This window comes from Pelomonas sp. SE-A7, assembly GCF_030345705.1.
Classification (GTDB): domain Bacteria; phylum Pseudomonadota; class Gammaproteobacteria; order Burkholderiales; family Burkholderiaceae_C; genus JAUASW01.
Genome location: NZ_JAUASW010000001.1, coordinates 855,179 through 868,268, shown reverse-complemented (window position 1 = coordinate 868,268; position 13,090 = coordinate 855,179). Strand labels below are relative to the sequence as shown.

Below are 13,090 nucleotides of genomic sequence, written 5' to 3'. Positions count from 1 at the left end.
CCGGCCATGAACACCAGCAGTTCCCCGCCACGCCGCATGCGCCATGCCGCCACGCTGGCCGACGTGGGCCGCGAGGCCGGCGTCTCGGCGATGGCAGCCTCGGCCGTGCTCAACGGTGCACGCACCTCGGCCCGGATTTCAGAGGAGGCGCGCCAGCGCATCCTGGCCGCGGCCGAGCGCCTGCGCTACCGGCCCAATGCCACGGCCCGGGCGCTGGCCGAGGGCCGCATGAACACCATAGGCGTGGCCACCACGCTGTCGCGCAACGAGCTGAACCAGTATTTCCTGGAGGTCTTCAACGGCGTGATCGAGGCTGCGGCCGAGGAGGGCCAGAACACCACGGTCTATGCGCTGCCCGACTGGCGCGATGGCGCCAAGCGCATCCCGGCGATCTGCGACGGCCGCATCGACGGCCTGATCCTGCTGGCCCCGCTGCTGGACCGCGAGGCCGCCCAGCACCTGCCCGAGCACACGCCCCTGGTGTCCATCCATGCCAACTGCGAGCTGCCCGGCGTGACCAATCTCGAATCGGAAGAGGAGAGCGGGGCGCACGCGGCGGTCAAGCAGATGCTGAGCCTGGGCCACCAGCGCATCCTGCATGTGGGCGGCCCCATCGAATCGCTGGGCGCGGCGCGACGGGTCACCGGCTACCGCCGGGCCCATGCGGAACTGGGCATCAAGCCGGCCGCCGACCATGTGATCCACGGCGACTTCACCGTCGAATCCGGCCGCCGCACGCTGGAGCACTGGCTGCGGCGCCACGCCGGCGAGCCATTGCCGCAGGCCCTGTTCGCCGGCAGCGACGCCATCGCCCTGGGTTGCCTGGAAACGCTGCGCGCTCGCGGCCTGCGCGTGCCGGACGACATCTCGCTGATGGGCTTCGACGACACCTTGCTGGCACGTTCGGCCCATCTGGCCACGGTGCGCCAGCCGCTGCGCGAGCTGGGCCATCGGGCGGTGCGCATGCTGGTCTGGCGCATCGATGCCAAGTGGCGCGGCTCGAACGACATAGCCCCCACCAGCATCGTGCTGCCCACCGAGCTGGTGCCCGGCGCCACGCTGGCGCCGCCCCGCACCACGCCTCTCACCATTGCCTGAGTCCCGATGATGAAGAACCCGAACGCTACGAATGCCGCCGTGTCCGATCGCGTGCCCCTGCCGCAGAAGCTGGGCTACGGCCTCGGCTCCCTGCTCGACATGTGGGGCCACTGGCTCTATCCCACGCTGGCTTTCCATGTCTACAACGTGTTCCTGGGCATGGCACCGGGCCTGATCTCGACGGCCCAGATGATCAAGATCTTCATCGACGCCGCCTCCGACGCGCTGTTCGGCTGGATCTCGGACAACACCCGCAGCCGCTACGGCCGGCGTCGGCCCTTCATCCTGGTCGGCGGCGTGCTGGCCGGCATAGGCCTGCCGCTGATGTTCGCCGTGGGCCGCGGCTGGAGCGATACCGAGTACTTCGTCTTCATGCTGGTCTCGACCGCGATCTACGTGCCGGTGATGAGCTGCTTCAACATGCCCTGGTCCAGCCTGGGCTCGGAGATGACGCCCGACTACCACGAGCGCACCAGCGTCATGTCGATCAAGAACGCGATCCAGAAGGCCCCCGAGCTGGCCATGTTCTTCGCGGCCCAGTTCACCACGCTGGCCGTGTTCAACGACGCCAGCGGCAAGCCCGACATCCTGCGCGGCGCCCAGACCTACTGCGCCATCCTGGGCGCCATCATGGTGGCGGTGTCGGTCATCATCTTCTTCACGGTGCGCGAGCGCTATTACCACACGGTGGTCAGCAAGAGCACCGAGCGCATTCCGTTCTCCGACACCCTGGGCCGCACGCTGCGCAACAAGCAGTTCCGCCATGTGCTGGGCATGAACCTGGCCTACGGCATGGGCACGGCCATGGTGGCGGCCCTGGGCTACTACGCCACGGTCTATTACGTCTGCAAGGGCGACGTGGCCCTGGCCACGAAATGGAACACCGCCATGGGCCTGGCCGGCATGGGCTTCGGCTTCCTGGGCATTCCCTTCTTCACCACCATCGCCCGGCGCAAGGGCAAGCGGGTGGCGATGATGACCGTGCTGAGCTTGGCGATCTGCGCCTTCATCGGCGACTGGTGGCTGTACGACCCCGAGCGGCCCTATCTGCAGCTGTTTGCCTGCGGCTTCGTCGCCTTCACCGGCGCGGGCTTCTGGACGCTGTACGGCTCCATCGTGGCCGACGTGGTGGACCATGACGAGCTGGAGACCGGCAAGCGCCGCGAGGGCAGCTTTGCCGCCTGCCAGAGCTGGATCTCCAAGGTCGGCATCGCCCTGGGCGTGGGCGCCTCGGGCTGGATCCTGCAGTTCACCGGCTTCGATTCCAAGCAGGCGATCCAGAGCGAGGAGGCGATCTTCATGATCCGCATCCTGCTGTCCGGCATCCCGGTGATCGGCCTGATGCTGGCCCTGGGGGCGCTGTTCCGCTTCGAGCTGACCGAGCAGCGCATGCTGGAGATCCGCGACCGCCTCGAGTCGCAGCGCGGCAAGGTCTGAGCCGTGAGCAGCCTCTCCCGACGGCAGGCCCTGGCGGCCGCGCTGGCCGGCGCCGGCGCCGTGCCTGCCATGGCCGCTCCGCAGTTCGGCCAGGGCCTGGAAGGCCAGCGCCGGGCCGACCTGGGCAAGGGCTGGTTCCGCAATCCGGTGGTGCCGGGCGACCATGCCGACCCGACCGTGCTGAAGGACGGGAGCGACTACTACCTGACGTTCTCGTCCTTCCAGTCCTACCCGGGTGCGGTGATCTGGCATTCCACCGACCTGGTGAACTGGACGCCGCTCACCGCCGCTTTGCAGCAGCCCATAGGCACGGTCTGGGCCATGGACCTGGTCAAGCACGAGGGCCGCTATTTCCTCTACATCCCGGTGCTGCAGCCGCAGCGCATGGCGATCTACGTGATCCATGCGGATCAGATCCGCGGCCCCTGGAGTGCGCCCATCGACCTGCAGATCGACGGCTGCATAGACCCGGGCCATGCCGTGGGCGAGGACGGCCGGCGCTATCTGTTCGTCAACGGCGGACGGCGGGTGCGGCTGAGCAGCGACGGCCTGCGCACCGACGGGCCGGTGCAAGCGAACGCCTGGACGCCCTGGCAGTACCCGGCCGACTGGGTGGTCGAGATGTATGCGCCGGAAGGTCCCAAGCTGTTCCGCCGCGGCGCCTGGTACTACCTGGTCTCGGCCGTGGGCGGCACGGCCGGTCCGGCCACCAGCCACATGGTCACCGTGGCCCGTTCGCGCTCCATCGATGGCCCTTGGGAGCATTGCCCGCACAACCCCATCGTTCGCACCCGCAGCGCCGATGAGCCCTGGTGGTCGCGCGGGCATGCCAGCGTGGTCGAGGGGCCGGGCGGCGACTGGTGGATGCTGTACCACGGCTACGAGAACGGCTTCAGGACGCTGGGCCGGCAAACCCTGCTGGAGCCCATCGAATGGACCGCCGACGGCTGGTTCCGCGCCAAAGGCGGCACGCTGGACAAGCCCTTGCCCAAGCCGCGCGGCGGCAAGGCCGGGCCGGCCGGTGCGACGCTGTCCGACGACTTCTCGCGCAGCCGCCTGGGCCTGCAGTGGAGCTTCCATGCACCCGGCGCCGATGAGGCTGCCCGGCTGAAGCACGGCGAGGGCGGCCTGGCGATGCGGGCCAAGGGCAAGGCTTTGGCCGATTGCTCGCCGCTGTGCTGCATCGTCGGCGACCGCAGCTACGAGGTCGAGGTCGAGCTGGAAGTGGAGGGCGAGGCCCACGGCGGCCTGGCCCTGTTCTACGACGAACGCGGCCATGCAGGCCTGGGCTTCAGCCGCAGCGAGATGCTGACCTACGGCTACGGCCAGGAGCAGGGCTGGATGCGCGAGAAGCGGGCGGCCGGCCCGGTGCGCATCAAGCTGCGCAACCGCGAGAACGTGCTGACCTGGTGGACCTCGACCGCCGGCCAGGACTGGAAGCAGTACGGCTGGCAGATGGAGGTCTCGGGCCTGCACCACAACGTGTTCGGCGGCTTTCTCGCGCTGCGCGTGGCACTGTTCAGCGCGGGGCAGGGCGAGGTTCGTTTCCGCCGCTTCATCTACCGAGGACTGCCTGCATGAGCCCCTTGCGCCGTCGACAGCTGCTGGCCAGTGCGGCCGCCTTGCCGCTGGGCTCGGCCGGCTGGGCCGCGGCCGAGCCGGAGCGCCGCATCCTGCTGGACCTCAGCCAGGCCCAGGCGCCGCTGGATCGCTTCTTCGATCACTGCGTGGGCTCGGACTATCCGGGCACGCTGTTCCGCGAGGATTCGCTGGCCCAGCTCAAGACCGCGGTGGACGAGCTGGGCTTTCGCTACCTTCGCTTCCACGCGATCTTCCACGACGTGTTCAAGACGGTGAGGCGTGACGAACGGGGCCAGCTGGTCTTCGACTTCGGCAACATCGACAAGCTCTACGACGCTCTGCTGGCGCGCCGCATACGGCCGCTGGTCGAGCTGGGCTTCACACCGCTGGCGCTGGCCACGTCGCCGCTGAAGATCTTCTACTGGGAAGGCAATACCTCGCATCCGCAGCCCGAGGGCTGGGTGGCCTTGACAGAGGCCTTCACACGCCATTTGCTGCAACGCTATGGCGCGGACGAGGTGCGGCAGTGGTACTTCGAAGTCTGGAACGAACCCAATCTGGACGGCTTCTGGGAGAAGGCCGACCAGCAGGCCTACTTCGAGCTCTACAGCCGCACGGCCAAGGCGATCAAGTCCATCGATCCGCAGCTGCGCGTCGGCGGGCCTTCGACGGCCGGCGCCGCCTGGGTGCCTGAGTTCCTCGCGCACGCCAAGGCCACGGACACGCCGGTGGACTTCGTCACCACCCACACCTATGGCGTGGACCATGGCTTCCTCGACGAATACGGCGTCGAGGACCGCCAGCTCTCGCCTTCGCCCGACGCCATCGTCGGCGACGTGAGCCGGGTGCGCGCGCAGATCGAGGCCTCGCACCGTCCGGGCCTGCCGCTGTTCTTCACCGAATGGAGCAGCAGCTACAACCCGCGGGACAAGGTCCACGACTCCTACATGAGTGCGGCCTATGTGCTGGCCAAGCTGCGGCGGGTGCAGGGCATGGCCCAGTCGATGAGCTACTGGACCTACAGCGACCTGTTCGAGGAACCGGGGCCGCCGGACGCGCCCTTCCACGGCGGCTTCGGCATGATGACCCGCGAAGGCCTGCGCAAGCCGGTCTGGTTCGCCTACAAGTACCTGGCCCAGCTGCAGGGCCGCGAAATCCTCAGCGGCGACGCCGACTGCTGGGCGGCGACCGACGGCAAGACGCTCCGGCTGCTGGCCTGGGACTGGCGCGACCCGGGCCAGAAGGTCTCGAACCGCAGCTTCTTCGGCAAGCCGCAGCCGGCCCGCCCGCTGGCGCCGCTGCCGGTGCAGCTGAGCCATCTGCAGCCCGGCCGCTACCGACTGCAATTGCGCCGCACCGGCTACGAAGCCAACGATGCCCATACCGCCTACCTGAAAGCGGGCTCGCCCAAGGCGCTGGATGCGAAGCAGCTGGCGGCCATGCAGAAGCTCACCGCCGACCGGCCGGAGCTGCAGCGCGAACTGCGCGTAGGCGCCGACGGCCGGCTGCAATTGAAGCTGCCCATGCGAACCCATGACGTGCTGCTGCTGAGCCTGGAACGGCTGGGCGGCTGAACCACGGCACCCCGTCAACGAGGACGAATGCGATGAACCGATTCCTGATTTGCCTGCTGCTTGGGTTGAGTGTCTGCACGCCGAGCTGCGGCGGTGGTGGTGGGCCAAGCCCCAGCTCGCCTTCGGCAACGGCAGCTCCGGCCAGCACCGGCATGCGCGAGATCACCAGCCTGCAGCTGTCCAGGCAGATGGGCGCCGGCTGGAACCTGGGCAATACGCTAGAAGCAATCGGTGGCGAGACGGCCTGGGGCAATCCCAAGGCGACGCAGCAGCTGATGGACGCGATCAAGGCGGCCGGCTTCAAGACGGTCCGCATCCCGGTGGCCTGGAAGCAGTACGCCGATGCCGGCGACAACATAGCCCCGCAGTGGCTGGCCCGCGTGGCCGAGGTCGTGGGCTATGCGCAGAAGGCCGGCCTGTTCGCCATCATCAATGTGCACTGGGACGGTGGCTGGCTGCAGCCCACCTATGCGGCCCAGTCCATGGCCAATGCCCGGCTGGCCAAGTACTGGACCCAGATCGCCAAGCACTTCCAGGCCTATGACGACACGCTGCTGTTCGCCGGCACCAACGAGGTGATGGTGGAGGGCGACTACGGCACGCCCAAGCCCGAGTACGTGGCGGTGCAGAACGGCTTCAACCAAATCTTCGTGACGGCGGTGCGCGCCACCGGCGGCAACAACGCGGTGCGCCACCTGGTGGTGCAGGGCTTCAACACCAACATCGACCACACCATCGCCTTCGCCCAGCTGCCCACGGACATGGCCAAGGACCGGCTGATGATGGAGATCCACTACTACGACCCCTACCACTTCACGCTGGACGAGAAGAGCGCGATCTGGCAATGGGGGGCCGGCGCCACCGACCCCAAGGCCACGGACAGCTGGGGCAACGAGTCGCATGCCGATGCCCAGTTCCAGAAGATGAAGACCGGCTATGTGGACAAGGGCATCCCGGTGATCCTGGGCGAGTTCGGCGTCATTGCCCGGACCCAGTACGCCGGCTCCGAGAAGTTCCGCCTGGCCTGGAACGGCTACATCGCCCGCGCCGCCTGGCAGCGTGGCCTGGTGCCGGTCTACTGGGACAACGGCCCCACCGGCGACAAGAGCATGGGCCTGTTCGACCGGGCCAGCGGCAGACAGGTCTATCCGGACCTGGTCAAGGCCATCGTCGACGCGACGCGCTAGACGAGCAGGGCGGGGCTCCACTTCGTTCGGCCTGCGCCAGGCCGGCAACCGGCTTGGCCGGACCGTGCCCAAGACTGCATCACAATCTGCGCCGGCGATGGGCCAGAAAGCGGAGATTCCGATGCAGCGATCAAGGCAGGGGCTGGAGTCCGGGAGCTGGTGGGATTGAGATTCCCTGCAGTCTCGGCGGCGGAGGTGTCGGCGGCTGACCGCTGGCCCCGGCATCGCAGGCGGTCGGCGCAGTGGCGCCGCTCGGCCGCGGCGCTGTTCTCGCTGCTGGCCCATGCCGTGCTGCTGAGCCTCACCTTCGGCACCGACGAGCTGGGCCTGCCCGGCCTGGGTCTGCCCTGGCAGCAGCGGCGCGCCGAAGCGACCGACATCCGCGTGGTGCTGGCGCCGCCACCGCCACCGGCACCGGCCGCATCGGCGATTCCCGAACCACAAGATCCGGCAGCGAGCGAACCGGCTCCGGCGGCGTCCATGCCGGAAGCCTTCACCGTGGTGGATGCACGGCCGAACGTGGTGCTTGAACCGCTGGCCGCGGCTCCTACGCCGCCACCAACGCCGGCGCCGACACCGGCCGTAACTCCCAGTCCCATCAGCCCAGCCCCCGAGCCGCCCGCACCGGCTCCGACTCCGGTCCCCGCCCCAGCCCGGACCGTCCTGGCCGCTGAGCGGGCACCCGATCTCAGGTGGTCGGTACCGCCGAGCTCATCGCTGTCCTCGTCGCCGGTGATTGCCTCGGCTTCCAGCCCCGAGCTGGCACCCGCCCTTGATCGCGCCAAGATCGAGGCGGAGATGGACAAAGCGGCGGAGCAAGCCCGGCTGGAAGCGGCCCGGTTGGAGGCCATTCGACAGGAAGCTGCACGTCAAGAGGCGCTGCGCTTGGAGGCTGCTCGCGTGGAAGCCGCCCGGCAAGAGGCCGCCCGTCTCGAGGCCGCAAAGCAGGAAACGGCGCGGCAGGAGCTGGCCAGGCAGGAGGCGGCTCGCCAAGAGGCGGTCCGCCAGGAAGCCAACAAGCAGGAGACTGCCCGGCTGGAAGCGGCGCGGCAGGAGGCGGCCCGTGTCGAAGCCGCCAGGCAGGAAGCGGCGCGAGTGGAGCTGGCCAAACAGGAAGTGGCTCGCCAGGCGGCCGCCAGGCAAGAGGCAGCACGTCAGGAAGCCGCTCGCCAGGAAGCGGCGCGACAAGAAGCCCTCAGGCAGGAGGCCGCCCGACGCGAGGCGGCCCGGCAGGAAGCGGCGCGGATCGAGGCGGCCCGCCTCGCAAGCATCAAGGCCGAGGCCGATGCGCGCGAAGCCCGGCTGCGCGCCATAGGCCAGCAGCTGAACGAGGAAGCGGCCAAGCGCGATGCGGCGGCCGCCGCGGCCCGGCCCTCGCAGGGCGCCTCGCTGCCGTACTCGATCAGCAGTCCGCGTCGCGGCCGCATCTTCGGCCGCACCGACAACAGCCCGGAGCTGGTGCTCTACGCCGAGGCCTGGTCCCGCAAGATCCAGCTGAACCAGACCTTCGAGATGGTCCGCGAGGCAGCCCGCCAGCCCCATGCCGATCCGCTGGTGATCGTGGCCGTGCGCAGCAATGGCTCGATCGAGTCGATCACCTTCGTCCGCTCCAGCGGTGTGCCGGCGCTGGACGAGGCGATCAAGCGCGTCATCCAAAGCCAGGAGAACTACGCCGAGTTCTCGCCGCTGCTGGCCCGCGAATACGACGTGGTCGAGATCCGCCGCACCTGGCATTTCGACATGGCCATCCGCCTCTACTGAATTGCGCGAGAGCCCGGCTGAGAGTCGGGCTGGCCCTGCTGCGGACGGCGTTATATTCCTCCGTATATTTCGCTACCCGTATGGAGTGACCCATGAGTGCATCCCCAAGTCCGGTTCTGCGGGGCCTGGCCAGCCTGTTGCTGTCGCTGGCCGGTGTCGCAGCGAGTGCGGCCGACCTCACGGTGTCTGCCGCCGCCAGCCTGAGCAATGCGTTCCGCGAACTGGCTCCGGCCTTCGAGGCCCAGCACCCGGGCACCCGGCTGCAGTTCAACTTCGCGGCCTCGGATGCCTTGCTGGCCCAGATCAGCAAGGGCGCGCCGGTCGATGTGTTCGCCTCGGCCGACCAGGAAACCATGGACAAGGCCGAGGCGCAGAAGCTGCTGCAGGCCGGCAGCCGCCGCAACTTCGTCAGCAATTCGCTGGTGCTGGTGGTGCCGGCAGCCTCGGCGCTGGCGGTGTCAGGTCTTGCCGACCTGCAGAAGCCCGAGGTGACCCGCATCGCCATAGGCAAGCCCGAGGGCGTTCCGGCAGGCCGCTATGCCAAGGGCGCGCTCGAGGCCGCCAAGCTGTGGAGCGTCGTCGAGCCCAAGGCCATCTATGCCGTCAACGTGCGCCAGGCGCTGGACTATGTGGCGCGGGCCGAGGTCGAGGCTGGCTTCGTCTACGCCACCGATGCGGCCATCCAGAAGGACAAGGTCAAGGTCGTCGCCACCATTCCAACCGAGACTGCCATCGCCTATCCGATCGCCGCCGTGACGGCCGCCCCCAATGCGGAGGCGGCGCGCAAGTTCATCGACTACGTGGCCTCGCCGGCCGGCCAGGCGGTGCTGGCGCGCTACGGCTTTCTGAAGCCCTGAGCGCCTGGCTCGTCCTGGCGCTGCGGAAACGGCGCCCACCAGGCCAGCAGCACCGGCGGGATGGACAGCAGCAGCACCCAGCCGAAGAAGCCGACGTACTGGTGGTTCACCGAACTCCACAGCCAGCCGCTGGCCGTGCCGGTGGCCCACTTGGTCAGGGCCATCACGCCGGTGGCCATCGCATAGTGCGCCATCTTGAAAGGGCCGGGCGCCACCTGCTGCATCATGTAGAGCATGTGGCCCACGGAGCCCATGCCGAAGCCGAACTTCTCCAGCGCCACGATGAAGGCGATCCAGGCCGTGCTGTCGGGCTGGCTCTGGCTCAGGTAGTAGTAGGTCAGGTGCGGAACATTGAGCACCAGGGCCAGGATGAAGAACGAGCGCGGCAGCGTGCGCCGGGCGACGAAGAAACCGCCGAGAAAGGCGCCAGCGATGAAGGCCAGGGTGCCCACGCTGCCGTTGATGTGGCCCAGCGCCTCGTTGCCCAGGCCCAGGCCGCCGGCCGTCCGGTCGTCGAGCAGGAACAAGGGGCCGAACTTCTCTATGAATCCTTCGCCGAAGCGGTAGAAGAAGATCACCGCCAGCATCATCCAGATCTGCGGCTTGGCAAAGAACGTGGCCCAGGCCTGGCGCATCGCGGCAAGGCCGTGGCCCTGGCCCTGCATGGATGAAGGCCCGCCGGGCGGCAGCACTCGCAAGTGCCAGAGTCCGAACAGGCCCATGCCTGCGGCGGCCAGCAACACCACGATGACCCAGCACTGCACCCAGGACAGGCCCAGGCGGTCGTGCAGCAGGCCGGTCAGCGAGACCAGCAGGCCCGAAGCCAGCACGGCGCCCAGGTTCCAGCACATGCCCTGCAGGCCGGAATAGCGCGCCTGCTCCTTCGTGCCCACGGTGGTCATGAAGACGCCGTCGGCCACCGTGTCCTGCGTGGCCGAGGCGAATCCGGTGATCCAGAAGAAGGCCAGCGACAGCCGGAAAAAGCCCTCCAGCGGCAGGCAGAGCGCGACGGCACCCAGCGTGGCCATCATCGTGAACTCCATGCTGATCACCCACCAGCGCTTGCTCCGGTAGGCCTCGAGCAAGGGCGCCCACAGCGGCTTGAGCACCCAGGGCAGGTACATCTGCGAGGTGTACAGCGCAATGTCCTCGTTGGGCACGCCCAGGTTCTTGTAGAGGATGGCGGCGACCACGCCCACCATCACATTGGGCAGACCCATGGCGAGGTAGAGCGTGGGCACCCAGCTCAAAGGATGGCGGGCGGCGTGGCTCATGCGTTGCGCGTCCAGACCAGCGATGAGGCCGTCGCTTCGCTCGGGCTACGCTGGCCACCGACCTCGATGCACCAGTGGTGCAGGGCGCCTTCGGTGAGCTCGGCCGTGTAGCGCTCGCCCGTCCGGCTGACACGCCCACGCGCCGCGATCCGGCCCTCGGGCGATGCGACCTCGAAGGCGCTGCTGGCGCCATCGTCGAGCTGGAAGACGCGCAGGCAGACGCCGTCGGCATAGTCGTAATCGGGCCGCTCGGCCTCGGCGCCCCAGGGCAGGACCGTGCCCGGCGCCACATAGAGCGGCAGGCTCAGGAAGTCGTGCTTCTCGCGATGCCAGCGGCCGCCGGCCTTGACCTCGCCCGACAGCAGATGGGTCCAGCGACCTTCGGGAAGGTAGAAGTCCACCTCGCCGTCCTCGCTGAACACCGGGGCCACCAGCAGGGCAGGACCGAGCTGGTACTGGCGGTCCAGCGTGGCGCAGGCCGGGTCATCGGGATGCTCGACCACCATGGCCCGCATCATGGGCACGCCGGTCTGCGTGGCGGCGATGGCCTCGGCATAGAGGTAGGGCATCAGCCGTTGCTTGAGCCGGGTGAAGGCCCGCAGCACGTCGCAGCTTTCTTCGTCGACCAGCCATGGCACCCGGTAGCTGCTGCTGCCGTGCAGGCGGCTGTGCGAGGACAGCAGGCCGAACTGGATCCATCGCTTGTAGACGGCCGGCGGCGGATTGCCTTCGAATCCGCCGATGTCATGGCTCCAGAACGCGAAGCCGCAACTGGTCAGCGACAGGCCGCCGCGCAGGCTCTCGGCCATCGATTCGAAGTTGGACCAGCAGTCGCCGCCCCAGTGCACCGGGAAGCGCTGGCCCGAGGCATAGGTCGAGCGGGCAAAGACCACGGCCTCGGCCAGGCCGCGCTCCTCTTTCAGCAGCTCGAACACCGCCTCGTTGTAGTGCAGCGCGTAGAGGTTGTGCATCTCCACCGGATCGGAACCGTCGTGGTAGCTCACGCCCTCGCTCGGGATGCGTTCGCCGAAGTCGGTCTTGAAGCAGTCCACGCCCATCTTCAGCAGGCGGCGCAGATGGTCCTGGTACCAGGCCTTGGCGGCAGGGTTGCTGAAGTCGACGATGGCCATGCCGGGCTGCCATTGGTCGGTCTGGAACACCTGGCCATTGCTCCGCTTGATGAAGAAGCCTTCGCGGGCTCCTTCGGCGAACAGCGGCGAGCGCTGGGCGATGTAGGGGTTGATCCAGAGGCTGATCTTCAGGCCCCGGCCATGCAGGCGGGCCAGCATGCCCTCGGGGTCGGGGAAGCCGCGCGGGTCCCACTGGAAATCGCACCACTGGAACTCGCGCATCCAGAAGCAGTCGAAATGGAAGACCGCCAGCGGCAGTTCGCGGCGCTTCATCTCGTCGATGAAATGCGTGGCCGTGGCCTCGTCGTACTGCGTGGTGAACGAAGTGGTCATCCACAAGCCGAAGCTCCAGGCCGGCGGCAGCGGCGCGCGGCCGGTGAGGGCGGTGAGCCGCGCGATCACATCCTTGGGCTTGGGACCAGCGAACACCACATAGGACAGGCTCTCGCCCTCACGGCTGAACTGCACCCGCGTGGTCTTCTCCGACGCGACTTCGAAGGAGACCGGTCCGGCTTCATCCACCAGCACGCCATAGCCGCGGCTGCTCAGGTAGAAGGGCACGCTCTTGTAGGCCTGCTCGCAGGCCGTGCCGCCGTCGCGGTTGCTGTTCTCGACCACCTGGCCGTTCTTGATCCAGGGCGTGAAGCGCTCGCCCAGGCCGTAGACGTATTCACCGACGCCGAGCTGCAACTGTTCGTGCATGAAGTTGCCATGCCCGGCGTGCTGCACATAGCCGAGGGCGCGCCAGTCGCTGCGGGTGAGCACCTGGTCGCCCTCGCGGAACACCAGGCTCCAGCCTTCGCCCTTACGGATCTCGACCGAGAGGGCGCCGCTTTGCAGGCGCGCATGGGTCTCGGTCTCGCTGGTCGAAACCTGGGGCCGGGTCTTGCCCGGCATGGGCACATGCAGGCGCGGCGCCTGCGAGGCACTGAAATGCTCGACATGGACGCGGATCGCGCCTTCGATGGGCGAGCTCAGGGTGAGGGTGAGGGTAGGCCCCTGCAAGGTGTCGCCGCGGTGCTTGATGGGCCGGGTCGTCGCCAGGATGACGAGGCGATCCTCATGCACCTCCACGGCGTAGGCTTCGCTCGCGTAATGCGCGGCCACGCCGGGCTGCAGCATCCATTGGCCATCGGTGAATTTCATGCGTCTCCTTTGCGGGGCCGCCTGCCCCGGCTCGTGGTCCTTGCT

At 68.3% G+C, this 13,090-nt stretch carries 9 protein-coding genes; 7 read left to right on the top strand and 2 right to left on the bottom strand.

Annotated elements, in window-relative coordinates; genetic code table 11:
* Positions 1 to 6 precede the first annotated feature (6 nt).
* The 7 genes from QT382_RS03840 (at position 7) to modA (ending at position 9,495) form a co-directional block, all read left to right on the top strand.
* Positions 7 to 1,098: a LacI family DNA-binding transcriptional regulator gene (locus QT382_RS03840; protein ID WP_289252718.1), complete on the top strand. Its 1,092-nt coding sequence runs from the start codon at positions 7 to 9 to the stop codon at positions 1,096 to 1,098.
* A gap of 9 nt (positions 1,099 to 1,107) precedes the next feature.
* A complete protein-coding gene (locus QT382_RS03835; RefSeq protein WP_289252717.1) occupies positions 1,108 to 2,535 on the top strand; it encodes an MFS transporter in 1,428 nt (475 codons plus the stop codon).
* Between the two features lie 3 nt (positions 2,536 to 2,538).
* Positions 2,539 to 4,116 (top strand): family 43 glycosylhydrolase, encoded by a 1,578-nt coding sequence (locus QT382_RS03830; protein WP_289252716.1) that lies wholly within the window; start codon positions 2,539 to 2,541, stop codon positions 4,114 to 4,116.
* The gene (locus QT382_RS03825) at positions 4,113 to 5,690 is read left to right on the top strand and encodes a GH39 family glycosyl hydrolase (protein WP_289252715.1); all 1,578 of its coding nucleotides are present in this window, start codon (positions 4,113 to 4,115) and stop codon (positions 5,688 to 5,690) included. The genes QT382_RS03830 and QT382_RS03825 overlap by 4 nt, the downstream gene beginning before the upstream one ends.
* A 32-nt stretch (positions 5,691 to 5,722) precedes the next feature.
* The gene (locus QT382_RS03820; RefSeq protein WP_289252714.1) at positions 5,723 to 6,877 is read left to right on the top strand and encodes a glycoside hydrolase family 5 protein; all 1,155 of its coding nucleotides are present in this window, start codon (positions 5,723 to 5,725) and stop codon (positions 6,875 to 6,877) included.
* Positions 6,878 to 7,042: 165 nt separating this feature from the next.
* A complete protein-coding gene (locus QT382_RS03815; RefSeq protein ID WP_289252713.1) occupies positions 7,043 to 8,638 on the top strand; it encodes a TonB C-terminal domain-containing protein in 1,596 nt (531 codons plus the stop codon).
* 92 nt (positions 8,639 to 8,730) lie between these two features.
* Positions 8,731 to 9,495 carry a molybdate ABC transporter substrate-binding protein gene (gene modA, locus QT382_RS03810; protein WP_289252712.1) on the top strand — a complete coding sequence of 255 codons (765 nt, stop codon included), beginning with the start codon at positions 8,731 to 8,733 and terminating at the stop codon, positions 9,493 to 9,495.
* Here the strand turns inward: modA and QT382_RS03805 are convergent.
* Together QT382_RS03805 and yicI are read right to left on the bottom strand one after the other, a co-directional pair.
* On the bottom strand, positions 9,474 to 10,769 hold the full coding sequence (locus tag QT382_RS03805; protein WP_289252711.1) for an MFS transporter: 1,296 nt from the start codon (positions 10,767 to 10,769) through the stop codon (positions 9,474 to 9,476). The genes modA and QT382_RS03805 overlap by 22 nt on opposite strands.
* Positions 10,766 to 13,045 carry an alpha-xylosidase gene (gene yicI / locus QT382_RS03800; protein WP_289252710.1) on the bottom strand — a complete coding sequence of 760 codons (2,280 nt, stop codon included), beginning with the start codon at positions 13,043 to 13,045 and terminating at the stop codon, positions 10,766 to 10,768. Before yicI ends, QT382_RS03805 begins: the two co-directional genes overlap by 4 nt.
* Positions 13,046 to 13,090 lie beyond the last annotated feature (45 nt).